The organism is Roseobacter sp. MED193 (genome assembly GCF_000152965.1).
Taxonomy (GTDB): Bacteria; Pseudomonadota; Alphaproteobacteria; order Rhodobacterales; family Rhodobacteraceae; genus Pseudophaeobacter.
The window spans coordinates 2,504,916-2,527,804 of the sequence record NZ_CH902583.1 but is presented as its reverse complement, the minus strand read 5'-3'; the positions used below and the strand labels follow the sequence as shown (position 1 = coordinate 2,527,804).

Below are 22,889 nucleotides of genomic sequence, written 5' to 3'. Positions count from 1 at the left end.
TTCTCGTACAAAACCTGTACAAAATTCGCACGTTTGTGCGTATTTCGGGGGTCGATCATGAGCCGCCATAGCTTTGATCCCGAAATCGCCGGACGTGTCGGTCTCAATGCAGCGGTGATTTTCCAAAACATCACCTTCTGGATCGAGAAGAACCAAGCCAATCGCCGTAACCTTCGAGACGGGCGGTATTGGACCTACAATTCGATCTCGGCCTTTGGTGACTTGTTCCCCTATCTGAGCGAGAAGCAGATCCGCACGGCGCTCGAAAAGTTGGTCAGCGCAGAGCTGATCATCAAGGGCAATTTCAGCGATGATCGCTATGACCGAACCTGTTGGTATGCCCTGGGCAACTCCATTTGCCCAAATGGGCAAATCGATCCGACCGAAAGGGAAAATGATGCATTTGCCCCTGAGGGCAAGCCATCTGCCCCAGAGGGCAAATCCTATAAGAACAGATATAAACCATATCAAAAACCAGATCCTTCGCACGCGAAGGCGGCGGTGGAGGAAGAAGCTTCTGAAAAGATTTTGTCAGCCTATCCGGAGGATCGCATTCGCGGCAAAGCGGTTTGTCTCTCACAAATCCGCCAAGCGTTGGCCGACGGAGTGGATGCCAAAGACCTCGAGGGCGCCGTGCGGGCCTATGCATCCGAAAGCGAAGGCTTCACCCGCTCCAAAGTGTGTTTCTCCGACAATTGGTTCACGTCTGGCCGTTGGTTGAAATACCTTCACGATGTTGAGGAGGCGCGAGAAGCAGGCAAAGCCAAAGAAGCCGAACTGCTGAAAGGCTTGGCCGACTGGGTCACGGACAAGCACCCCCTTTGCCGCCATATCACGCCCGGCCAAGTAACCGCTTTGCTGGCCGCAAACCTGGTCAGCCCTGCTGAAATCGAGGCGGCGGGGCTCAGAGCATGAGTGCGACCGATCCCAACAAAGAGCAGAGAGCAAGGTTACCCACCGATTACATCGGCGGGACTTGTGAGGGGCGGCAAGCCTCCCCTTCAAACCCCAACCAGACGCGCGCAAGCGGCGTCAAAGAGGGCCTTTCCGAGAGTGTGATCTTTCGATGCACCCCGTCGGAAAAGGCAGCGCTTGTGGCCAAATCGCACGCCGCTGGCCTGCCCAATGCCACGTTGATGCGTGAGGCCTTGGGGCTGACTGAGGCACGTCGGCGCAAGCCCGTCCCCCGTGTTGACCCGAAGCTGACCTTTGCGATTGCCCGCGTCGGCGGCAACCTCAATCAGCTCTCCCGCTGGATCAACGGCGCGGTCAAATCCGGCCGCGCGAGCCAGATCGATGCTCTCAAGGTCGCGACACAACTGGTGGTCATCGAGCGGCAGATGGCGCAGATCGTGGCGGCGCACACAGGCGGTGGCTAATGATCATCTCGTTCTTCTCCACCGGCACTGGTGGCGGTGCAGCTCCCGTAGACTACCTGACAGCGCGTGAAGTTCTGGCCTATGACGAGAACCGCAATCTGATCCGTTATGACAACGGCCAGCCGCAAACCAAGATCCGCGACCCGCTGCCCGAGGTGCTGCACGGCAATCCCGATCAGACCCGCGACCTGATCGATGCGAGCCCCAACAAATGGAGCTACACGGCAGGTGTGATCAGCTTTGCCGACAGCGACGATCCCAGTCCCGCCGCCCAGCAAGAGGCCATTGAGCTATTTGAGGCTCTGGCCTTTGCTGGGCTGGACAGGGATCAATACGACTGCCTTTGGGTGCGCCACTCGCATGAGGGCAACGTCGAGCTGCACTTCTGTACGCCACGCCTTGAGTTCAGCACCGGCAAGGCGCTGAACATCGCACCGCCAGGCCATGAGAGCGCTTTTTCCAGCCTGCGCGATTTGATGAACAAGACTCACGGTTGGGCAGACCCTTTGGACCCAGAACGCGCCCGTGAAGTGAGAGCGACGATTGAAGCGCCGACGCGCGCGCAAGGTCGCGAGGCGCTGCACGAATGGATACTCGATCAGATCAGCGTCGGCATCATCACTGACCGCGCTAGCATGATCGACGCACTCACTGACGCGGGCTTCGAGATCCCCCGTGCCAGCAAAGATTACATCATCGCCAAAGACCCGGACACCGGTGAACGCTGGCGCTTGAAAGGAGAGATTTTCCATGACGACTGGCAAGCCGAACCGCCTCGCCGAGAAATTGAACGCGGACCTGGAGACAATACGCAGCGACCACGCCGCCTTGATGGCATCTCAGCTGGAGAGCTTCAGGAGCGATTTCAGCAGCATTGCGACCAGCGCGCTACATACAATCGAGACCGATATCAGGTTCTTTCTGAGCGACAGCAGGAGCGAGTTGGAGAGGCGGAGCGAGACGATCAGGCGCTGGTTGACGATCTCACCCTGGGTGATCGTGGCGATGGTCTCATCCTGGATCGCGACAGTGCTGATCGCGAGTTGGTTTTGGACGGGCTTGTTCACGCGCTCGGAGATGACGAGGCTTGGCCTGACACGGATCGAACAGGCTGGGCAGACATGGGTGACGCTGGACCCCGACCGGACCGAATTGAAGACCTGCACCATGGCCGGGACGCCGGTCATCTGTATCGAGATCAAGGAACCCTAGATGACACAGACCCTGACAGCATTGGAACGCGAATTGCTCGCATCCGTCGAGCGGTTGGTGACGGCCTGCGAGAGTTCAGCCAAGGAATTGCACGCCTTGGAGAAGCGCTCGACCAGCAGGATCGAAAGCAAGGTGAATGGCTTGGCGCATTGCGTGGCGCTATTGATGAAATCACATCTTACGTCCGTCACCACATTGGCCGACTTGCTGCGCGAGGAGCAGAATTACGCGACGCTGCAGGCGGGGTTAGAGACCAGCTGGAAACTAGCGAAAGACGCCGAGAAGCGGCTGAAAGAGAGTTAGACGCGAGAGATAGCCACCGCAGCGCTGGACATTCGCTTTGATCTTATTGCAATTTCTGACGTGGTTCGAAGGTCTTTAGCAGGAACCCTGAATTCGATCTTCAGCAAAACGCTGCATGTATGCGATTTCCTTGGGGGGCGCGCAGCGGAGAAACCAGTCATTCGCGAGCCTGCGAAGGATGGCCGTGTTGTGGGACGAAGTGAGCTTTCGCTGCGGTTGCGCCAATGTCCGGTTTGATTTTGTCAAACTTAGAGGCCAATTGCTTGGTACGCTCCGGAAATGCGCTTGATGGCAATTTCATAAGCAGCGTCTCGTAATGTCACTGCACCCTCCCGGCTCTGGTGCGCATGTGCTGACACTTCGTCAAACGCCTGATGCATCATCTCTGCCAAACCAGACCGTACAAGGTCGATCTCACCGCGTTCGGCCAGAAATTCGCCCTTATGTTCTGATGGGAAAGATTGCCCTGTCATTTTCTCCATGGAGTGGGCGAGAATGCGATGCTCACGGTCGGTTTGGCGACGCTCCATTAAACCAAAGGGCATGTGAGTAATGTTTTTGACCCATTCAAAATAACTGACGACCACGCCACCCGCGTTGGCCAACATATCGGGTATGATCGTGATGCCGCGTTGTCTAAGGATTTCATCAGCCGCATATGTGACGGGGCCGTTCGCAGCTTCCACCACCAGCCGCGCCTGTATTCTTGCAGCGTTGTCTGCGTGAATGACGCTTTCCAAGGCCGCAGGGATCAAGATATCGCAGGCATCTTCCAAGGCCGCAGCGCCGTTTCCGTCAGATGTTCCGCCATCAAATCCCATGATGCTTCCCGTCGCGATTTGATGCGCCTTGAGGGCTGCGATGTCCAAACCATCGGCGTTGCGAACCACACCGTCATGTTCAATCACGGCGATAATCTTGCATCCGTCGTCATCGCTTAGAAACTGCGCGGCGTGGCTGCCGACGTTTCCCAACCCCTGTATGATAACGCGCTGCCCCTCCAATTTGTCGCTCTCGAATCCTGCAGCATGTCGGTCCCTTTCAGACTGAAAGAACGCATGGATCGCGTATTGCACACCGCGCCCTGTGGCTTCCGTTCGTCCTGCGATCCCGCCACCGGTCACCGGTTTGCCGGTGACACATCCCATGCCGTTGATATCATCGGGTTTGTAGCGGCGATATTCATCGGCAATCCACATCATCATTTGCTGGTTGGTGCCAACATCAGGGGCCGGAACATTGGTGGCAGAGGCCAAAAATCCGTGACGCATAAGCTCTTGCGCGAAGCGGCGGGTGATTTTCTCAAGCTCGAACGGTTCCCAATCGGATGGCGTGATTTCCAACGCGCCCTTTGATCCGCCAAAAGGCAGGTTCAGCAAGGCGCATTTATAACTCATCAGCGCGGCCAGTGCTTCGACCTCATCTTGATCAACGTTGGGCGCGTATCTGATCCCGCCCTTCGCAGGGCCGCTATGGGTGGAATGCGTGGCGCGCCATCCGCGAAAGGTGAACATCCGCCCACGCAGACGTACACCAAAACGGGTGACATAGGTTGCATTGCAGGCCTTGATTTTATCAGACAAGCCGTCTGGCATATCCACATTTACGGCTGCGCGGTCGTACATCGCCTCTACGTCAGACAGGAACCCCGCGCTCATGATTTTGCCTTTCCATAACCACCACCGCCGGGGGATTTGAGGACAAAAACATCACCGACATCCATCTGCGCGACATCATTGCCCTGCATTGCGATCTGAGTTCCATCCGCACGAACGACAGAGTTTTCGCCCGTAGCGCCGGGTGCCCCGCCTGATGCCCCGTGCGGCGCAGTTTTGCGATGTGATGTGAGGGTCGTGACAGTCATCGGTTCCATAAACCGCAATTTGCGGATGATGCCGTCACCGCCTTTGAACGCGCCATTACCACCAGACCCGCGCCGGATCGAAAATTCCTCCACGCGCACGGGAAAACGCGTTTCCAGAACTTCGGGGTCCGTCATGCGGGTGTTGGTCATGTGGCTATGCACGGCACTGGCACCATCAAATCCGTCGCCCGCACCAGTGCCGCCGCAAATCGTTTCATAGTTTTGGACGTCGTCATTTCCATAGACGAAGTTGTTCATCGTCCCTTGGCTGCCCGCAACGACACCAAGCGCGCCATAAAGCGTGTCGGCAATGGCTTGGCTAACTTCCGTATTGCCCGAAATCACGGCAGCAGGCGCATCAGGGTTGATCATTGACCCTGAAGGAACCGTAAGATGCAGGGGTTTCATGCAGCCTTCGTTCATGGGGATGTTGGCCCCGACGAGCGTGCGGAAGACATACAAAACCACGGCGCGACAAATGGACAAAGGTGCATTGTAGTTAAGGTCGTCTTGTTTGGACGTACCCGTAAAATCAATGTCAGCAGTGCGTGCTTTTTTGTCTACCGAGATCTTCACTTTGATCTGCGCACCGCTGTCCAGTGGATAGGTGAAATCGCAATCATGCAGCACATCCAAAACACGGCGCACGCTTTCTTCGGCGTTGTCTTGCACGTGGCCCATATAGGCATGCACAACGTCCAAACCGAACTGGCGGGTAATTTTCTGTAATTCCCGCTCGCCCGTCGCGTTGGCGGCAATTTGCGCGGCCAGATCGGCCATGTTCTGATCCACATTGCGGCATGGGTATTTGGCAGACGATAACAGGTCGCGGGTTTGCGCCTCTTGCAGGACGCCTTGTTTGACCAGCAAGAAATTGTCGATCAATACGCCTTCTTCGTCGATATGGCGGCTGTCTGGAGGTGCGGAGCCGGGCGTAGTGCCTCCAATGTCAGCGTGATGCCCGCGCGAGGCGACCGTGTAAATGATATTTTCGCCAGCAGCATCAAAAACCGGGGTGATGACCGTCACATCCGGCAAGTGGGTGCCGCCATTAAACGGGTTGTTCATCATGAACACATCGCCGGGGCGGATTTTGCCCGCGTTTTGATGAAGGATCGACCGAACGCTGCCTGACATTGATCCCAGGTGCACCGGCACATGCGGCGCGTTGGCGACCAGATCACCGTGATGGTCGAAAATCGCACAAGAGAAATCCAAGCGTTCTTTGATGTTCACTGAAAAAGCAGTGTTCGCGAGGGTCGCGCCCATCTGTTCGGCAATGGACATGTAAAGGTTGTTGAACACCTCAAGCATGACCGGATCAACGGTGGTGCCAATGGCCTCAACCCGATCCAGCGGCACGATGCGGCGCAGTACAAGGTTACCGCCCGCAGCACACTCAGCATGCCAACCGTCCTCGATGATATTGGTGCCTGTGGGTTCTGTCAAAATCGCGGGGCCAGTAACGGTGTCCCCAGCCGCAAGGCCCGCGCGATTGACCAAGGGCACATCCGTCCACGCCCCATTCACATACATTTGCGCGGTTTTGCCGTCTTCATCACTGTGCGTTGTATCGGACAACGTCACCGTTTCACCGGTCGAGCCAATCGCTTCCGCTGTCAGAAGGTCAATAATCAGCGTCGCGTTTTCGGGTACGAAGCCAAAGCGGGTTTTATGCGCTTTGTTAAATCTTTCGGTCATCTCGCTCGGTGTGCCAAAGGGCACTTCTAGCGTCTGATGCGCGCCATCGGTCCGGATATGCGCGGCGACGACCGTTGAGATATCTGTGTCAGCAATGCCCTGGGACCGCACTTCCGCTTGGGCGGCTTCAATGAGTTCACCTAGTGTAATTTCCGCCTGTGTCGTCTCGCCAATGGGTTTGGCAAATTGGTGCTCATGGATTGATCTGACGTCCGCCAATCCCATTCCGAATGCGGACAGAACGCCTGCAAATGGATGGATAAAGATGCTTTCCATCCCCAAAGTGTCCGCGACGAGACAGGCGTGTTGGCCACCCGCGCCACCAAAGCAATTCATGGTGTATTGGGTCACGTCATAGCCACGTTGCACACTGATCTGTTTGATCGCATTGGCCATGTTCTCGACCGCAATGCGCAAAAACCCTTCGGCGATGTCTTCGATGGATTTGTCGGTGCCAATGTCTTGTTTTAGGGCAGTGAACCTTTCACGCACGACATCTGCGTCCAGCGGTTGATCCGCTTCCGGCCCAAACACAGACGGGAACTGGCTCGGTTGCAGTTTACCCAGCAACACGTTGCAATCGGTCACCGTCAAAGGACCGCCGCGACGGTATGCGGCGGGGCCAGGGTTGGCGCCTGCGCTTTCGGGGCCAACTTGCATACGCCCGTCTCGGTAAGAAAGGATTGATCCGCCACCCGCAGCGACCGTATGAATCGACATCATTGGTGCGCGCATCCGCACACCTGCCACTTCGGTCTCGAACGAGCGCTCAAATTCACCCGCATAGTGGCAAACATCTGTTGAAGTTCCGCCCATGTCGAACCCAATCAGGCGATCAAACCCAAGATCGGCGGCGGTGCGCACCATGCCGACAACGCCACCTGCAGGGCCTGATAGGATCGCATCCTTGCCCTGAAACCGCTCAGCGTCGGTCAAGCCTCCGTTGGATTGCATGAACATTAGACTGTCACAGCCGCCGTCTTTGGCATTCAAAGCTGACGCAACTTGTTCGATGTAGCGACGTAAAATGGGGGATAGGTAGGCATCCACCACAGCGGTATCACCGCGCGACACCAGCTTGATTAACGGGCTGGCCTCATGGCTGAGAGAGACCTGCGTAAAGCCCGACTGCCGCGCCATCTCGCCCAATCGCACCTCATGATCGGTGTATTTGTACCCATGCATCAGCGCGATCGCGACAGAGCGGTAACCTTTCCCGTAGGCGCGCGACAGTGCTTCGCGTGCGCTTGTTGTATCAAGTGCTGTGATGATTTTCCCGTCGGCTGCGACCCGCTCGTCGATCTCAATTGCGTCTTCATAGAGCAGTTCCGGCAGTTTGATGTTCAGCGCAAAAAGATCAGGACGGTTCTGATAGCCGATGCGTAACAAATCTCGCAAGCCTTTGGTGATCAGCAAAACAGTGCGCTCGCCCTTGCGTTCCAACAAAGCGTTGGTCGCAACGGTCGTGCCCATCTTCAGTGCCGCAATTTGACCGGGAGGGAGGTCTTCACCGGGGGCGACACCAAGGAGTGACTTGATGCCGTGCACGGCAGCGTCGGGATAAACCTCGGGATTCTCGGACAAAAGCTTGTGGGTCTGTAGCGTGCCATCGGGCTTTCGTGCGACGATATCGGTAAAGGTGCCGCCACGGTCGACCCAAAACTGCCATTTCTTATTATCCGCGTGATCCACATCGCTCTCCCAGAATCAATTTGTTGTTGCTTTATGGATATAACGCTGACAAATTGTCAACGTCATGGATTCGAAATAATTCGTACCATTTTTGTCTTGATAGGGAGAGACACCATGAAACACTTCATTCTTGGCGCAGCAGCGCTTGTTTGTGCGACAGCCGCCCATGCGCAAAGCTGGGACATGCCAACACCGTACGGCGACAGCACATTCCACACGCAAAACATCGCCGCGTTCGCCGATGACGTGCGTGCCGCAACCGATGGTGCGCTGGATATCACGCTGCATTCTGCGGGCTCATTGTTCCCACATGCGGAAATCAAAGGCGCCGTGCGCAACCGCTCTGTTCCATTGGGCGAATTCTTTTTGTCGCGTCTGTCAAACGAAGATTTGGCGTTCGGCGTAGACAGCCAGCCGTTCGTCGCCACCAGCTATGAAGACGCAGCGCGCCTTTGGGCCGCCCAAGAGCCCGTCATTACCGAGCTGTTGGCCGAACAGGGTTTGATCCCGCTATTTTCTGTGCCGTGGCCAGCGCAGGGCCTTTATACAAACGGTGAAATCGCCACCGTCGATGATCTGAACGGCCTGCGCTTCCGCGCCTATAACGCCGCGTTGGAAGAATTTGCTACGCTGGCCGGTGCCGCACCCGTCCAGATTGAGGCGTCCAACATCCCGCAGGCCTTTGCGACAGGTCAAGTGGAAGCGATGATTACGTCGCCTTCGACTGGTGTGAACTCAACCGCATGGGATTTTGTTACCCATTACACACCGATCAATGCTTGGGTACCTAAGAACATCGTAGTTGTGAACCAGCGTATGTTTGATGGTTTGGATGCTGACACGCAGGCCGCAGTTCTGGCTGCTGCCGAAGCCGCCGAAACCCGTGGTTGGGAAATGTCTGCAGCCGAGGCCGAAAGCATGACAGCCGCGCTCGCAGAGAACGGCATCACCGTTTATGAGCCAAGTGCAGAATTGATCGAAGGCCTGCAAGGCATCGGTGAAACAATGCTCGGCACATGGGATGCGGCTGCATCCGACAGCGCCCGCGCAGTTCTGAACGCCTATAACAACTAATACCTCCCTGAACTGGCCGGCAGCGTGTAAGCTGTCGGCCAGTTTTCTATTTATAAGGACGGCTTTGCGATGTCTCGCCTACTTCAAAACCTATATAACGTATGCGGCATGATCGCTGGTGGGCTGATCCTGTGCATCTGCCTTCTGATCTCTGCTCAAATTTGCCTCAATGCCTTCGGGCGTTTTGCGCCGGGTATCTTACCTTCAACCATTCCATCCTACGCGGATTTTTCTGGCTTTATGCTGGCGGGGGCCACCTTCTTGGCGATGGCCCATACCCTGCGCGCAGGCGGACATATTCGGGTCAACCTCGTGGTATCTCGTTTGCCAAAGACCGCCCAGTTCGTGGCCGAGCTGTTCGTGCTGATCGCCGCCACCGGTTTGATCGGCTACGCGACCTATTTCATGGGCGCACTTGTGGTGGAAAGCGTCCACTACGGGGATGTGTCGAACGGGATCATCCCTGTGCCCCTTTGGATTCCGCAAGGTGTCGCAGCCTTCGGGATCGGGCTGTTGCTGGTGGCCGTTATTCATACCTTGTTCGACCTACTTGCGGCCCGCGCGCCGATCCTGTCCAGCCCGGGGGAGGTGTAATCATGTCGGATCCGATGATTGGCCTCGTCCTTCTTGGGCTTCTAATGGCCTTGCTTGCCAGCGGGGTATGGGTTGCCATTTCGCTCTCTCTTGTCGGTCTTGCGGGCCTCGTGTTTTTCTCGAACGCGCCATCGGGATTGGTCTTGGCCTCTACGTTTTGGGGGCATTCGCATTCTTGGGCGCTGACAGCCTTGCCGCTTTTTATCCTAATGGGTGAGATTCTGCTCCGCTCCCGCATGAGCGATGATATGTTCACCGGCCTCGTACCATGGCTTAGCCGTGCACCGGGCCGCTTGCTGCACGTGAATGTCTTTGGCTGTGCGATCTTCGCGGCGGTGTCAGGTTCATCCGCGGCGACAGCGGCTACCATTGGCCGGATGTCGGTGCCAGAGCTGACCAAACGTGGCTACCCCGAAAGCCTGATCTTGGGCACGCTTGCCGGATCAGCCACGCTTGGCCTTCTTATTCCGCCCTCGATCATCCTGATCGTCTACGGCGTCGCGACCGAGCAATCTATCGCCCGCTTGTTTATCGCCGCGATTATTCCCGGCATCATGCTCATGACGCTGTTCGCAAGCTATGTTGCGGTGCGTGCTTGGATGAACCCCGATCTGATCCCCGCAATAGATGAGACGTTTAGCTTTCGTGAAAAGTTCCGCGCATCGCGCAGGTTGATCCCTGTCGCACTTTTGATCGGGGGGGTCATTGGGTCAATCTATGGCGGCCTTGCCTCTCCGACGGATGCGGCGGCACTGGGGGTTGTGTTGGCCACGATCCTTGCGTGGACCTCTGGCGCGTTTAGTTGGAAGCTGTTTGGCGAAGCGGTCATGTCGGCAACCCGCACATCTTGCATGATTGCCCTGATCCTGCTTGGCGCGGCGTTCTTATCCGTTGCAATGGGGTTCACAGGTCTGCCACGGAACCTTGCGTCATGGATATCTGACATGAACCTGTCGATCACTGCCTTGCTTGTGGCTTTGACGATCTTCTTCATCATCCTTGGATGTTTTCTGGATGGGATTTCGGTCATCGTGCTGACAACGTCGATCATCATGCCGATGGTGAGCGCCGTCGGGATCGACCCGATCTGGTTCGGCATCTATCTTGTGATCGTCGTCGAGATGAGCCAGATCACGCCCCCCGTTGGTTTCAACTTGTTCGTCATTCAAGGGCTGACAGGTATCGACATCCTCAGGATCGCCAAAGCGGCGTTCCCGTTCTTTCTGTTGCTCTTGTTGGGCGTTCTCCTGATCTGTCTGTTCCCGCAGATCGTGACGTTCCTGCCGACCTACATGGCAAGTTAAAGCGACGCTGCCGCCCTGCTGGCTTGATCATATTGGCCGGACAGGGCGCGCATGCTCGCTGCGATCTCGCGCATTTCCTCGCCCGTCATATCCAACCGCGAAAGCCCATCCAAGAAACAGCGTTCCCGCACCTCACGGTAGGCTTCGCACAATTCCTCCCCCGTGGGTGAGGCACTGTAGAAGACTTCCTTCCCGCGCTTTTCCGACACGAGGAGCTCCATCTTCATCAGCTTACGCAAAGCATAATTCACGGTATGCGTGTCCTCGATGTTCAGCAGAAAACAAATGTCAGTCAGCCGTTTATCGCGACCGCGGTGATTGGTGTTGTGCAAGACAAGGATTTCCAACGGTGTCAGATCGGTATTACCCGCCGCTGACATGCAACGTGTCATCCATCGTGAAAAAGCATTGTAGGCGATAATCATGCCATATTCGATCTCGGAGGATTCCCAGTTCGCCCCGTCCGCCAAATGGCGGGAAGAAACGATCCGTCGCTTTGGGATGTCATGCTCGCTCATACTTACACTTCCTCAACGTTTTACCCGTGTTTAACGTATGTTTTGCACTTGGGGAATTCAATTTATCTTTTAAGAAATGATCGGATCACAGAAACGTTCAGAGTGAAAAGTGGACGTTCGAGCACACTGCAGCATCGGTCAAATTGGGCTCCTTCCGGCCGTTAGCTGCGTTTTGCACCAATGTCCGCACTGAGTATCGTTAATGCTTGAAACAGTTCTCTCTGTGCCAATTCACAAATTCCGCCCTTGGCCGGTTGGCGAGGCGGTCCGGCACCAAGATCTTGCCGGACGAGTTGATCATCGATGCCACTGCTTCGATGTCGTTGCTTTGGCGGGAAACCAGAATAGTCAGGTCGTCAGCCAATCCAACGAGACCGCGATCAAACATCCAATGTGCAGTTCCGGACAGGGCGAGCCCGTTGCTGACGATATCAGGGCCGTCATGCTCTACAGGTCTGATATGAGCGGCTTCTACTTCAGCGCGGCCACCGCCATTGATCAGACGTAAACCAGTGATGGCGCAGCGCTCGCCGTAGGCGCGCAGGACGTTCTTTCTGAAATTACGATCGCGAACCGCGCGATTGGTCAGCTGGTTGACGCGTTCTCGAGCGGGCATGTGTTGGAAAGGTGTTTGAGCATCTTGAAACCCTGGCATCTGCATCGTGACGCCCACGCGAGGCAGGATGTCCTCATCTCGTCCAAGGCCACGTTCGACTATTCGGGCAAAGTCTTCAGCTGAAAGGGTTCTTACTGCGGCTTGCGCGCGTCCGGATATCTTGCCTTGATCGTTCAGCAATCCTCTTTCGATGATTGAATTCTCGTCCCGGAATGAAACAGGGTCGCCGAAATCAAGATACGTTCCTAGCTCGATCACCGCCAAGAACATGTCCTGCTTCCTAGGATCCGGAATGATCTCCTGGACCTTGGCGACAGCGAAGTAACCTTTGGTCTCTTTGACTTTGCTTGGCTCCAGGTAGACGATCCAATCCCCTTCGCACTGTTGGGCGCGAGAGAGGTATTGCTTGGGAAACTGATACCGCTCAGAGGGAATGTCGTCGTAGATCGAGTCGCTGCGATGGATGAAGATGCCGAAAGCCATCGGATCACCTGCGTTGTAGGCGTTCCAATTTTCGATCGGCCGCGCGTAGGGTCAGCACCGCACCTGTCAAAAATGGAAGTGCCAAGCCCGCTGCAGCGATTGCGAAAATCATGATGGTGGCCAAAACCGAGTATTCGGCGGTCTGTTGTGCCAGTGATAGTCGACCCAAGCCAATCAGGTAGAACACGCTGGTTCCCAGGAAGATCAGGTAAAGCGGCCCAAAGGGTTCGATCACCTCACGGCGAGTGCGCTCCAAGACCGAATGCCGCAACATGTTCCAGCGTTTGCTTGCCTTGTTCACCAGACTACTCCCTTACCAACTCGATCCATGTGTGCACGTCATCATCCGTCACTTCACGACCTTCGACATGCGATTGATACCAGCGCGCGACAATGGCCCCGCGCTTTTCGCTTTTGATTTTTATGCCCTCATCGGTGAGGTGCTTATCCAGCGAGCTTTCGATGTGCTTGAGGGCCTCGAAATCATGTCCAGCCCGAATGGATTTGGTGCCGAGTAGCAGCCAGGGCACGTCCACCTCGAACCGCTCACCCATCGCGACCAAGGCTTCTACAGGCATTCCTCGCTGGCCCTTTTCGTAGCTGTGATACGCGCGCGGTGAGACACCGATAGCCTCGGCCATGGCCGCTTGTGAAAAGCCGATTTCATTGCGAGCAATGGTGAGACGAGCACCCATTGCAGCAAAAAGATCAGCATGTTTCTGCGGCATCTGAATTTTCCAATTGACTACTTCGCCGAAATTCGCGAACTTTGCAAAAAATGACGAACATTTACAGTTAATCACATCTGACCACGTCAGAAGGTGCAGAACAAGCGATTCCATGCGTGTCGCCGATTCAACTTAAGCGGACAAGGACGACTGAAATGGCAGAGACCAACTATTCAGACAGCTCTCAGATCCTGGGGCACGGAAAGACTCCCGCGCAGTGGGTCGAAGTTATGGCCGGGATGGGGATCGATATTTCAGAGCGCACGTTGCGTGAGCGGGCAAATGAGACGGGCGCGTTTTACCGCCTTGGGCGGACCATGCTGATCACGCCCGCGCAGATCGATACGATTTTTGAAGGAGGCCAGTCATGCCGCTCCAAATTTACAAGAGGGGCCGTGTCTACTGGGCCAAGGGGTGGATTGAGTACAACGGCAGGCCAATCGCCGGCCCATACCGGCGAAGCACTAAGGCATCTACAGAAGAGGGCGCAAGGGACTGGATAAACCATGAGACCGAACGTCAGATCCGTCGCCATGTCGTGGGCGATGAACCGAGCAAGACGTTCTCTGATGCAATCATGCTCTACAACGCGTCGCCTAAGGCAGCAAAGCAGTTGATCCCCATTGTCGAAGCAATCGGCGACCTGTCGTTAGGTGCGATTTCTGGCGCGCTATTGAAGAGCCTTGGACCAAAGCTGAAACCCAAGGCGTCGACCGATACCTGGTGGCGTGAAATCGTGACGCCCGCGAGTGCGGTCATCAACAATGCGCACGAACTGGAGGGGACGCCGCTGATCCGCGTGAAGCCGTACGACAAGTTCGAGCGGATCGCGCAGGACAAGCGACGCGGGAAGCTTAGCCGCGTGGAGCGTACGCCAGCTGACAAGGAATGGATCGAGGCATTTTGCGGTGCCGCTGATCCATATAACGCCGCTCTGGTCCGCTTCATGTTCGAGACGGCCGCGCGGATTGATCAGGCCGTATCATTAGAGCCTGATGACCTACGGCCGCACGAGAACAAAGTCCGAGTGAAGGCGCAGAAGGGCCACCCAGAGAGCTGGATCACCGTATCGCCTCAGATGATGGACGAGTTGCTGGCCTTGCCGCCTAAGCGCCCCAAGAACCGCAAGACCGGCAAACTGATGAAGGCGCGTGTTTTTGGCTATGGCAGCTCAACCGGCTACAACACGCGCTGGAAGACGATCTGCAAGCGCGCGGGCATTCCATACCTGTCAGCGCATCCCGCCGGTCGGCATGGGTTCTTCACTGAGTTAGTCGTCCGGCAAGGCGTTGATCCGGTCACAGCTGCCAAGGCGGGCCGCTGGTCAGACCCGAATTTGCCCATGCGCATCTATGCCCACGCAGAGACCGATGAGGCCGACATTAGGGCCCGTTTTCGTACAAACCACGTACAGGATGACGCTGTACAAACACCCAACAGCAAGAAATCAAAAAAGGAATAGCGCTATGAACGCATCCCTCCTAAGGGGCAGGTTGCAGGTTCGAATCCTGCCGGGGTCGCCATTTGCGTTTCTGAAGGCCGTGGGGCTGGCAGCTGTGCTTGAGACGCATGAACCTACCAGCTGATCGGATGCTTCAGCTGATCCCAAAAGATCCAACGACGTATTTCCATCGGAGCTTTATAGCCAGAAGAGAGTGGCGGGTCCTGCTGCCTGCTGGGGTCCAACAAGTGCAAAAACCCTGAATAACTGGCGAGCAGAATACGTCCTGTTTGCGGGCAGACGTCAAGACCACCAGCGCTTGATCCGTGCTCTAGCTCCCATTGCACCTGCCCATCCACCGCCACGCAGTTTGTAAAACCGGACCCGGCCAACAAAAACGCTCCGCCTGTTGCTGATAGAGCCAAAGATTCTGGCAAAAAGCCAGAGGCATAGACCCGCAGATAAGAATTGAGGGTGACTTGTGAACTATGCTGTTCCCAGGGAGGCGTTTGCAGTCCTTTGACTCTGTCGATCTCGCTACAAAAGGTGGTGCCATTGTAGAAATGACATGAGTTGAACGCGACGTGCCTGCTGTCACTGCTAAAGCAGGCATCATGGGGATATTCGCTCAAGTATCCCAAGGTTGCATGTTCTTTTGGCGCACTGGGATCTTCGATATCAATCAGATAATGACCGCCAAACTGATGGCCCACGGCTATGAATTTGCCGTCTGGACTCAGCGCTGCATGCAGCATGTCTTGCTGTGAACGGTATTCTTCGTCCTCTTGCAGCGTCTCACGCATGTCCTCAACAAGGCCAAGCAGCACCGAAGGGAAGATAAGCTGCTCCGCCCAATCCCTGCCGTTATGGTACAAAAGCACGACACCGCGTTCAGCGTCACACAACAGAATCCTTTGACCGTCATCCGAAACAGCGACATGGGTCAAAGCCAAACGATCGCCCGGCATTTCAAAGGCGTCCTGAAGTTCCTCGGGCAGGTCCAGGGGCACAAAGGTCGCCCTTGTGACTGTTGCGACAGGCGGCTGTGGCAAGGTTGAGTATCCAGAGCCAAGCGTCACCCGGCCATCTGGCATGACCGCAAGAAAATGCTGACGATTACGCGACCAGGCAAAGGCTGCCAGCGGCGCGACCTTTGAGATCTCGCCGCCGCGAATATGCCAAGTGGTATTGTCTTGATAATAAGTTCCCTGACGCACAAGAAACTCATCCGGCCCAAGGATCGCGCAAAACAGCAGACCCCGGTCGCTCTTTTCCATTTGCCCGATAAAGGGCGCATGAGCAGGATCGAACAGGGCGCGGGCTTCGCTTCCCCGCCCCTGTGCATTCAGTGCAATGACCTCAGACAAAACAGCCTCGGCCATCTCCGGTGTGCGGCTGTCTTCTTTCAGGTTAGGCGCTTCTTTCCGCCCCTCGTGAAATGCGCCGATTTCTTCAGAGTTGAACCTGGCGACGGCACGTCCCTGCTCATTCCATCCGCTCACATCAACGGTGTTTCTCTCTCCAAGAAGCACCTCAAGAAACTTTCGAAACATAGAGCTTCAAATCCTTACATCCTTCAAAATCTATTCAAGAGTAGACAACTCGCCCCGAAGGCGAAAGAAGTCATCACTGACATCCAGAGGTTAGTGCAAATATGACACGGCAAGCAGGTGATCAATGAATTGGCGATTTGCGGAATTGAGCCTAAAAATTGAGCAAATTCTGCAAGCTCCAGCCAATTCATACTGCAACTGCATAGAACCTCTCCTGATTTTGGCGCTACCCAGTCTCTGTGCAAAACGATCTGAACATACTGGTGGTCGAAGCGGACCAGACCAAGGCGCATGAGATCTTGGAAGCGTTGAAGGACGGTGGTTGGCAAAATGCTACCGTCATTGCTTCAGCCTCCGCATTGGAACGCATTTTGCAACAACACGATCCGGATATCATCCTGATCGATCTCGCCAATCCCGACAGGGATACGCTGGAACACCTGTGTTTTGTTTCTAACGCCCGCAAACGCCCTGTTGCCATGTTTGTGGACCAAACAGACGAGGCCATGACTCAGACCGCGATTTCTGCAGGCCTGAGCGCCTATGTTGTGAATGGTCTGCAAAAGGACCGGATCAAACCTGTGCTGGAAACCGCCATTGCACGCTTCAACGTCATTACCAAAATGCAATCTGAACTGGAGGCCGCCAAACAGGCGCTGGCGGATCGCAAGACCATTGACCGGGCCAAGGGGCTGTTGATCAGCGCCCGTAACATTTCGGAAGACGAAGCCTATAGCCTGCTCCGAAAAACTGCGATGGATCAGGGGCGAAAGGTCATCGACGTCGCCACTGCCCTGGTCACAGCGTCAGAACTGCTGCAATGAAGATGACACCAATACACTGCGGATATCTGCCATTGGTCGATTGCGCGCCGCTGATTATCGCGCAAGAACTGCGTTTTGCCGCCGAGGAAGGGCTGGATCTGCAGCTGATGAAACAGCCCTCCTGGTCGGCCCTGCGCGACAGGTTGGCCTTTGGGCAAATTGATTTTGCACATATGCTGTCACCTATGCCCATTGCCATGTCTCTGGGATTGGGCGGGGTGGCCACGCGTGTTGATGCGCTGATGGTTCTGTCGGTAAATGGCACCGTGATTGGCATCTCTGCGGATCTGGAACGCCAAATGCAGCAGACAGGCTGGACCAACAGCTTTGACGCCCCTCAGGCGACCTCAAGGGCCCTGTTCGAGGCCAGCTCCCGGCCATTGCGTATCGGTGTTCCCTTCCCCTTCTCCATGCATCGAATGTTGCTGGAAACCTGGCTGTCACAGGCGCCAGGTTATGCACAGGAACGGATCGAAATCGTCACGGTTCCACCACCCCAAATGGCCGACGCCATGCGGGAGGGCGCGCTTGACATGTTCTGCGTCGGCGAACCCTGGGGCACCGTGGCCGTGCAACACAGCGGGGCGTCACTGATCCTCCCTGGCTCCAGCATCTGGGCCTGTGCCCCGGAAAAAGTTTTGGGCGTGCGCCACGATTGGGCTGCGGAGAATAACCAGACCTGTCAGGCGATGATCCGCGCGCTGTCAAAAGCCACTCACTGGCTGGACCAGCCACAGAACACGCCGTTGGCGACGAGTATTCTGGCCCGCAGCCAACATCTGGACCTGCCTGATCACGCAATTGATCCAGCTTTGACCCACCAAATCACCACCAAACTGGGGCAGCCGCCTAGGCAAACCGACCGGTTCCTACGCTTTTACCAAAGCGCCGCGAACTTCCCTTGGCTCAGCCAGGCGAGCTGGATTGCTGATGTCCTGTCTGACTGGCACGCACTGGAGAACGATCAGGCGCGCCAGATCGCCCGCGCGTGTTTCCGCAGCGACCTTTACCGTGCTGCGCTGGCCCCGATCGGCGTAGACCTCCCAAAGACCTCAGAGAAAGTAGAGGGAGCCATGAAGGCACCGACCCTCACCTCCTCCACTATGGGGCAGATGATTCTGGGGCCAGATGAATTTTTTAATGGCGCGGTATTCGACTTTTCCGCGTCAGATATGCCCAAAAACTAGGCGAGCGCTGCATTGCAGCAAAAGTTCGTGACCCAGTTAGCGTTTTTGCTAGAGACCTCAGCTCTAGAGCGGCATGATGAAAACAGGGCAACGATGCCCACTAGGCTGACAACGCTGTTAGCTACTGAATTTATGAGCAAAGCCGCTCGATTGTGCATGCACCTCCTCCCGCATGCAACAATCGTGCGGCTTTTTTGTGTTTTAGAGGAAGCGAACAAATGAAAACTGTAAAATGGCTTCTCGCCTCCAGCGCCCTTCTCGCCAACCCCGCTATGGCTGAGATACTGGACCTGGAAAAAGACGAGCTCACCTTTGGGTTCATCAAGCTCACCGATATGGCACCTTTGGCCGTGGCCTATGAAAACGGCTACTTTGAAGACGAAGGCCTGTTTGTAACGCTTGAAGCGCAGGCGAACTGGAAAGTGCTGCTGGATGGTGTGATCGACGGCCAGCTGGACGGCGCCCATATGCTGGCAGGACAACCCCTGGCCGCCACCATTGGCTATGGCACGGAGGCGCATATTATTACGCCCTTCTCTATGGATCTGAATGGCAATGGCATCACCGTTTCCAATGAAATCTGGGAGCAGATGAAGCCGCATATCCCGCTGATGGAGGACGGTCGCCCACAGCATCCGATCAGTGCCAGCGCCCTTGCGCCTGTTGTGGAGGATTATAAGGACCAAGGTGTACCCTTCAAAATGGGCATGGTGTTCCCCGTCTCCACTCATAACTACGAGCTGCGTTACTGGCTGGCAGCGGGCGGACTGGAGCCCGGCTATTACTCCCCCGAAGACGTCACCGGACAGATTGGCGCTGATGTTTTCCTCAGCGTGACGCCTCCGCCACAGATGCCATCGACAATGGAGGCAGGTACCATCTTTGGCTATTGCGTTGGCGAGCCCTGGAACCAGCAGGCCGTATTCAAAGGTATCGGCGTGCCCGTGGTCACTGATTATGAGTTGTGGAAGAACAACCCAGAAAAGGTCTTTGGCATCTCGGCGGAATTTGCCGAAGAAAACCCCAATACCACCATTGCTCTGACCAAGGCTCTGATCCGCGCAGCCATGTGGCTTGACGCCGATAACAACGCGAACCGCGCAGAGGCGGTGGAGATGCTGTCGCGCTCGGAATATGTCGGTGCCGATGAAGCTGTTATTGCCAACTCGATGACCGGCACCTTTGAATATGAAAAAGGTGATGTCCGCGAAGTTCCCGATTTCAACGTCTTCTTCCGCTACAATGCTACCTACCCCTTCTACTCGGACGCTATTTGGTATCTCAGCCAGATGCGCCGTTGGGGTCAGATCGCCGAAGCAAAGTCAGATCAGTGGTTCTTTGACACCGCCAAATCGGTCTACCGCCCCGACATCTATCTGCAGGCTGCCCGCATGCTGGTGGATGAAGACCTAGCAAACGAGGCCGATTTCCCCTGGGACAGCGACGGCTTTAAGGCTCCGACCCCTGCAGCAGATATCATAGATGGGATCCCCTATGACGGGCGGGCGCCCAACGCCTATCTTGAGAGCCTGCCTATCGGCCTCAAAGGCAGCCAGACCGTCTCGGGCTCGAAAATCCTGAACTAAGCCCTATGCCCGCCGCTCCAGAAGCTGCGGCGGGCGCGCTCCTTGCACATTCCTCCAGATCATAGGCCCCGTTATGACCGCCATTGACCCAGATACACTCGCCGCCGAAGCCCGTCGCGCCCGCCTGTTCACGCGCATCAACAAGGCAGACGCCTGGTTCCAGGTGCTGGGCCTTGCCTGGCTCACCCCCATTTTGAAGGCGGCAGCTGGAGACAATCCACGTGCACAGGTGGCTGAGATCTGGCGACTTCTCGGGGTGCCCGTTTTGGCGATCTGCCTCTTTGTTGCTGCCTGGGCTACGCTGGCTCCCCGGGTTCAGACCTCGCTTGGTGCCATTCCAGGCCCGATGCAGGTCTGGGAACAGGTTGGTAATCTGCATGCCGACGCGCTGCGCGAAGGTGAAAAGGCCGAAGCCTTTTATGAACGCCAAGAAGCGCGCAATGCCAAGCTGATTGCGGCGGGAAAATCAGACAAGGTTCGCCACCGTACCTATACAGGCAAACCCACCTATTATCAGCAGATCTGGACCTCAATCAAAACCGTCTTCTTTGGCTTTCTGATTGGGTCGGTGATTGCCATTCCGCTGGGCATAATGGCGGGCCTGTCGCCCACCGCAAATGCCGCCATCAACCCGATCATCCAGATCTTCAAACCCGTCAGCCCCCTGGCCTGGCTGCCCATCGTGACCATGGTTGTCTCGGCGGTTTATGCCACCAATGACGGCCTGTTCTCCAAATCCTTCCTGGTCTCAGCCATCACAGTGACGCTCTGTTCACTCTGGCCCACCTTGATCAACACCGCGCTGGGGGTTGCCTCAATAGACAAGGATCTGATCAGCGTCTCCAAAGTTCTGAAGATGAGCACCTATTCCAAGATCACCAAGCTGGTGCTGCCCTCGGCCCTGCCGCTGATCTTCACCGGTCTACGCCTGTCACTCGGGGTTGGCTGGATGGTGCTGATCGCAGCTGAAATGCTGGCGCAGAACCCAGGGCTCGGCAAATTTGTCTGGGATGAATTCCAGAATGGCTCGTCGCAGTCGCTGGCCAAGATCATGGTCGCCGTCTTTACCATTGGCATCATCGGCTTCCTGCTCGACCGCATCATGTTCGCCCTGCAGTCGATGTTCACCTTTACAGAAAACCGGTGAGACCCATGAGTATTCTCAAGTTTGAAAACGTCTCCAAGGGTTTTGGCCAGGGCACCAACCGGGTCGAAGTACTGAAGGACATCAACCTCGAGGTCAGTGAGGGCGAATTTGTCGCCATACTCGGCTTCTCGGGCACCGGCAAATCCACCCTGATGAATCTGGTTGCAGGTCTGGAGATGCCCGATAGCGGCAGTGTGACCTTCAAGGGCGAGACAATCACCGCCCCTGGCCCCGAACGCGGCCTGGTATTCCAAAGCTACTCACTGATGCCTTGGCTGACTGTCAGCGGCAATATCGGCCTCGCCGTGGATGCGGTCTTCCCAAAACTCTCGGCCGAAAAACGCCAGGCCAAGATCGACCACTATGTCGCCATGGTGGGCCTGTCCCATGCGACCTCCCGGCGTCCGGCAGAGCTGTCTGGCGGTATGCGTCAACGGGTTTCCGTGGCGCGGGCGCTGGCGATGAACCCGGAAATGCTGCTGCTGGATGAACCGCTCTCTGCACTGGACGCGCTGACCCGCGCCAATCTGGCGGATGAGATCCTGGAGATCTGGGAGCAGGAGAAAAAGACCTGTATCCTGATCACCAATGACGTCGACGAAGCCATCCTACTGGCCGACCGCATCATCCCGCTGAACCCGGATGGCACCCTGGCCGAGCCGGTCAAGGTCAATATCCCGCGCCCGCGCGATCGCGGAGCGATGAATGACGACGAGATGTTCAAAGCCCTGCGCGCTCAGGTCACTAAATACCTGATGGATGTGGGCATCGCTTCCAAGATCGAAGAGACCCGCACCCTACCCGATGCGACCCCGATCCACGGCGTGCCTTCGGCGGTGGCTGAGGCGCAAAAAGGCGCGCTTGAAGATCGCTATCTGGTGTTCTCCCAGCTGCACAAGGTCTATCCAACCCCCAAGGGGCCGCTCACCGTGGTGGAGGATTTTGACCTAAAGGTGAAAAAGGGGGAATTCATCAGTCTGATTGGTCACTCGGGCTGTGGGAAATCCACGGTTCTCACCATGGCGGCGGGGCTGAATCCGATTTCCAAAGGCGGCATCCGGCTGGATGGCAAACATATTGAGGGCGCCAATCCCGAACGTGCCGTAGTTTTCCAGTCCCCCAACCTGTTTCCCTGGCTCACCGCCAAAGAAAACGTCTCTATTGGCGTCGATAGGGTCTATCCCAATGCCAGTCAGGCAGAGCGTCAGGATGTGGTGGAATACTACCTCGAACGGGTAGGGCTGGCCGACAGTATGGACAAACAGGCTGCGGGCCTGTCCAACGGCATGCGCCAGCGAGTTGGCATCGCGCGGGCCTTTGCGCTCTCGCCCAAACTGCTCTTGCTGGATGAACCCTTTGGCATGCTCGACAGCCTCACCCGCTGGGAGCTGCAAGAGGTGCTCATGGAAGTCTGGTCACGCACCAAGGTGACCGCGATCTGCGTCACCCATGATGTGGATGAAGCCATCTTGCTGGCTGACCGCGTGGTGATGATGACCAATGGCCCCCAGGCCACCATCGGCAAGATCACCGATGTGAAACTGCCCCGCCCCCGCACCCGCAAGGCGCTGCTCGAGCACCCAGACTACTACCGGTACCGCGCCGAGGTTCTCGATTTCCTTGAGGAATACGAGCATGGCGCCAAACCAAAACCTAAACCCACCAATATCGCAGCGGAGTAAG

19 protein-coding genes are annotated in these 22,889 nt (G+C 56.3%); 12 read left to right on the top strand and 7 right to left on the bottom strand.

What is annotated here, in order from left to right; translation table 11 throughout:
- The first annotated feature begins 57 nt into the window (after positions 1-57).
- The 3 genes from MED193_RS14490 to MED193_RS14480 are packed head-to-tail and all read left to right on the top strand — an operon-like array spanning position 58 to position 2,935.
- The gene (locus tag MED193_RS14490) at positions 58-915 is read left to right on the top strand and encodes a hypothetical protein (protein ID WP_009810491.1); all 858 of its coding nucleotides are present in this window, start codon (positions 58-60) and stop codon (positions 913-915) included.
- Entirely contained in the window at positions 912-1,379 is a 468-nt protein-coding gene (locus MED193_RS23260) for a plasmid mobilization relaxosome protein MobC (RefSeq protein ID WP_009810490.1), read from the top strand. The genes MED193_RS14490 and MED193_RS23260 overlap by 4 nt, the downstream gene beginning before the upstream one ends.
- Entirely contained in the window at positions 1,379-2,935 is a 1,557-nt protein-coding gene (locus MED193_RS14480) for a relaxase/mobilization nuclease domain-containing protein (protein ID WP_009810488.1), read from the top strand. The genes MED193_RS23260 and MED193_RS14480 overlap by 1 nt, the downstream gene beginning before the upstream one ends.
- A gap of 207 nt (positions 2,936-3,142) precedes the next feature.
- Here the strand turns inward: MED193_RS14480 and MED193_RS14475 are convergent, their stop codons facing one another.
- Both MED193_RS14475 and MED193_RS14470 read right to left on the bottom strand, forming a co-directional pair.
- The gene (locus tag MED193_RS14475; protein WP_009810487.1) at positions 3,143-4,552 is read right to left on the bottom strand and encodes a Glu/Leu/Phe/Val dehydrogenase; all 1,410 of its coding nucleotides are present in this window, start codon (positions 4,550-4,552) and stop codon (positions 3,143-3,145) included.
- Complete coding sequence (locus tag MED193_RS14470; RefSeq protein WP_009810486.1) at positions 4,549-8,151, bottom strand: hydantoinase B/oxoprolinase family protein; 3,603 nt, start codon at positions 8,149-8,151, stop codon at positions 4,549-4,551. The genes MED193_RS14475 and MED193_RS14470 overlap by 4 nt, the downstream gene beginning before the upstream one ends.
- Before the next feature lie 114 nt (positions 8,152-8,265).
- On the opposite strand from MED193_RS14470, the gene MED193_RS14465 reads away from it, so the two are divergent.
- The 3 genes from MED193_RS14465 to MED193_RS14455 all read left to right on the top strand — a co-directional run bounded on the left by MED193_RS14465 (position 8,266) and on the right by MED193_RS14455 (position 11,123).
- A complete protein-coding gene (locus MED193_RS14465) occupies positions 8,266-9,225 on the top strand; it encodes a TRAP transporter substrate-binding protein (protein ID WP_009810485.1) in 960 nt (319 codons plus the stop codon).
- A 69-nt stretch (positions 9,226-9,294) separates the two neighbouring features.
- Positions 9,295-9,819: a TRAP transporter small permease gene (locus MED193_RS14460; protein WP_039966216.1), complete on the top strand. Its 525-nt coding sequence runs from the start codon at positions 9,295-9,297 to the stop codon at positions 9,817-9,819.
- 2 nt (positions 9,820-9,821) lie between these two features.
- On the top strand, positions 9,822-11,123 hold the full coding sequence (locus MED193_RS14455) for a TRAP transporter large permease (protein ID WP_009810483.1): 1,302 nt from the start codon (positions 9,822-9,824) through the stop codon (positions 11,121-11,123).
- Here MED193_RS14455 and MED193_RS14450 read toward each other — a convergent pair.
- From MED193_RS14450 to MED193_RS14435, 4 genes are all read right to left on the bottom strand, one after another.
- On the bottom strand, positions 11,120-11,641 hold the full coding sequence (locus MED193_RS14450; RefSeq protein WP_009810482.1) for a winged helix DNA-binding protein: 522 nt from the start codon (positions 11,639-11,641) through the stop codon (positions 11,120-11,122). The genes MED193_RS14455 and MED193_RS14450 overlap by 4 nt on opposite strands.
- A gap of 199 nt (positions 11,642-11,840) precedes the next feature.
- Complete coding sequence (locus MED193_RS14445; protein WP_009810481.1) at positions 11,841-12,740, bottom strand: HNH endonuclease; 900 nt, start codon at positions 12,738-12,740, stop codon at positions 11,841-11,843.
- A gap of 4 nt (positions 12,741-12,744) precedes the next feature.
- Positions 12,745-13,041, bottom strand: coding sequence for a hypothetical protein (locus MED193_RS14440; RefSeq protein ID WP_039966215.1), 297 nt, complete (start codon positions 13,039-13,041; stop codon positions 12,745-12,747).
- A gap of 4 nt (positions 13,042-13,045) precedes the next feature.
- On the bottom strand, positions 13,046-13,582 hold the full coding sequence (locus MED193_RS14435) for a helix-turn-helix domain-containing protein (RefSeq protein ID WP_254655455.1): 537 nt from the start codon (positions 13,580-13,582) through the stop codon (positions 13,046-13,048).
- Between the two features lie 253 nt (positions 13,583-13,835).
- Between MED193_RS14435 and MED193_RS14430 the strand changes: the two genes are divergently transcribed.
- Positions 13,836-14,930, top strand: coding sequence for a tyrosine-type recombinase/integrase (locus MED193_RS14430; protein ID WP_009810478.1), 1,095 nt, complete (start codon positions 13,836-13,838; stop codon positions 14,928-14,930).
- Positions 14,931-15,043: 113 nt separating this feature from the next.
- Here the strand turns inward: MED193_RS14430 and MED193_RS14425 are convergent, their stop codons facing one another.
- Positions 15,044-16,462: a WD40 repeat domain-containing protein gene (locus MED193_RS14425; RefSeq protein ID WP_009810477.1), complete on the bottom strand. Its 1,419-nt coding sequence runs from the start codon at positions 16,460-16,462 to the stop codon at positions 15,044-15,046.
- A gap of 239 nt (positions 16,463-16,701) precedes the next feature.
- Here MED193_RS14425 and MED193_RS14420 point away from each other — a divergent pair, with 239 nt between their 5' ends.
- From MED193_RS14420 to MED193_RS14395, 5 genes are all read left to right on the top strand, one after another.
- Positions 16,702-17,286: an ANTAR domain-containing response regulator gene (locus MED193_RS14420; RefSeq protein WP_009810476.1), complete on the top strand. Its 585-nt coding sequence runs from the start codon at positions 16,702-16,704 to the stop codon at positions 17,284-17,286.
- Entirely contained in the window at positions 17,283-18,473 is a 1,191-nt protein-coding gene (locus tag MED193_RS14415; protein ID WP_009810475.1) for a CmpA/NrtA family ABC transporter substrate-binding protein, read from the top strand. Before MED193_RS14420 ends, MED193_RS14415 begins: the two co-directional genes overlap by 4 nt.
- Before the next feature lie 218 nt (positions 18,474-18,691).
- A complete protein-coding gene (locus tag MED193_RS14405; RefSeq protein ID WP_009810474.1) occupies positions 18,692-20,059 on the top strand; it encodes a CmpA/NrtA family ABC transporter substrate-binding protein in 1,368 nt (455 codons plus the stop codon).
- Positions 20,060-20,132: 73 nt separating this feature from the next.
- Positions 20,133-21,206: an ABC transporter permease gene (locus MED193_RS14400; RefSeq protein WP_009810473.1), complete on the top strand. Its 1,074-nt coding sequence runs from the start codon at positions 20,133-20,135 to the stop codon at positions 21,204-21,206.
- 5 nt (positions 21,207-21,211) lie between these two features.
- Positions 21,212-22,888 carry an ABC transporter ATP-binding protein gene (locus tag MED193_RS14395; protein ID WP_009810472.1) on the top strand — a complete coding sequence of 559 codons (1,677 nt, stop codon included), beginning with the start codon at positions 21,212-21,214 and terminating at the stop codon, positions 22,886-22,888.
- Position 22,889 lies beyond the last annotated feature (1 nt).

Excerpts from the sequence above, each read along its gene's own strand:
- MED193_RS14395 (WP_009810472.1), top strand. The coding sequence starts at position 21,212 with ATGAGTATTCTCAAGTTTGAAAACGTCTCCAAGGGTTTTGGCCAGGGC.
- MED193_RS14400 (WP_009810473.1), top strand. The coding sequence starts at position 20,133 with ATGACCGCCATTGACCCAGATACACTCGCCGCCGAAGCCCGTCGCGCC.
- MED193_RS14490 (WP_009810491.1), top strand. The coding sequence starts at position 58 with ATGAGCCGCCATAGCTTTGATCCCGAAATCGCCGGACGTGTCGGTCTC.
- MED193_RS14480 (WP_009810488.1), top strand. The coding sequence starts at position 1,379 with ATGATCATCTCGTTCTTCTCCACCGGCACTGGTGGCGGTGCAGCTCCC.
- MED193_RS14455 (WP_009810483.1), top strand. The coding sequence starts at position 9,822 with ATGTCGGATCCGATGATTGGCCTCGTCCTTCTTGGGCTTCTAATGGCC.
- MED193_RS14415 (WP_009810475.1), top strand. The coding sequence starts at position 17,283 with ATGAAGATGACACCAATACACTGCGGATATCTGCCATTGGTCGATTGC.
- MED193_RS14475 (WP_009810487.1), bottom strand. The coding sequence starts at position 4,552 with ATGAGCGCGGGGTTCCTGTCTGACGTAGAGGCGATGTACGACCGCGCA.
- MED193_RS14435 (WP_254655455.1), bottom strand. The coding sequence starts at position 13,582 with ATGGAATCGCTTGTTCTGCACCTTCTGACGTGGTCAGATGTGATTAAC.
- MED193_RS14445 (WP_009810481.1), bottom strand. The coding sequence starts at position 12,740 with ATGGCTTTCGGCATCTTCATCCATCGCAGCGACTCGATCTACGACGAC.
- MED193_RS14405 (WP_009810474.1), top strand. The coding sequence starts at position 18,692 with ATGAAAACTGTAAAATGGCTTCTCGCCTCCAGCGCCCTTCTCGCCAAC.
- MED193_RS14465 (WP_009810485.1), top strand. The coding sequence starts at position 8,266 with ATGAAACACTTCATTCTTGGCGCAGCAGCGCTTGTTTGTGCGACAGCC.
- MED193_RS14430 (WP_009810478.1), top strand. The coding sequence starts at position 13,836 with ATGCCGCTCCAAATTTACAAGAGGGGCCGTGTCTACTGGGCCAAGGGG.
- MED193_RS14425 (WP_009810477.1), bottom strand. The coding sequence starts at position 16,462 with ATGTTTCGAAAGTTTCTTGAGGTGCTTCTTGGAGAGAGAAACACCGTT.
- MED193_RS23260 (WP_009810490.1), top strand. The coding sequence starts at position 912 with ATGAGTGCGACCGATCCCAACAAAGAGCAGAGAGCAAGGTTACCCACC.
- MED193_RS14460 (WP_039966216.1), top strand. The coding sequence starts at position 9,295 with ATGTCTCGCCTACTTCAAAACCTATATAACGTATGCGGCATGATCGCT.
- MED193_RS14450 (WP_009810482.1), bottom strand. The coding sequence starts at position 11,641 with ATGAGCGAGCATGACATCCCAAAGCGACGGATCGTTTCTTCCCGCCAT.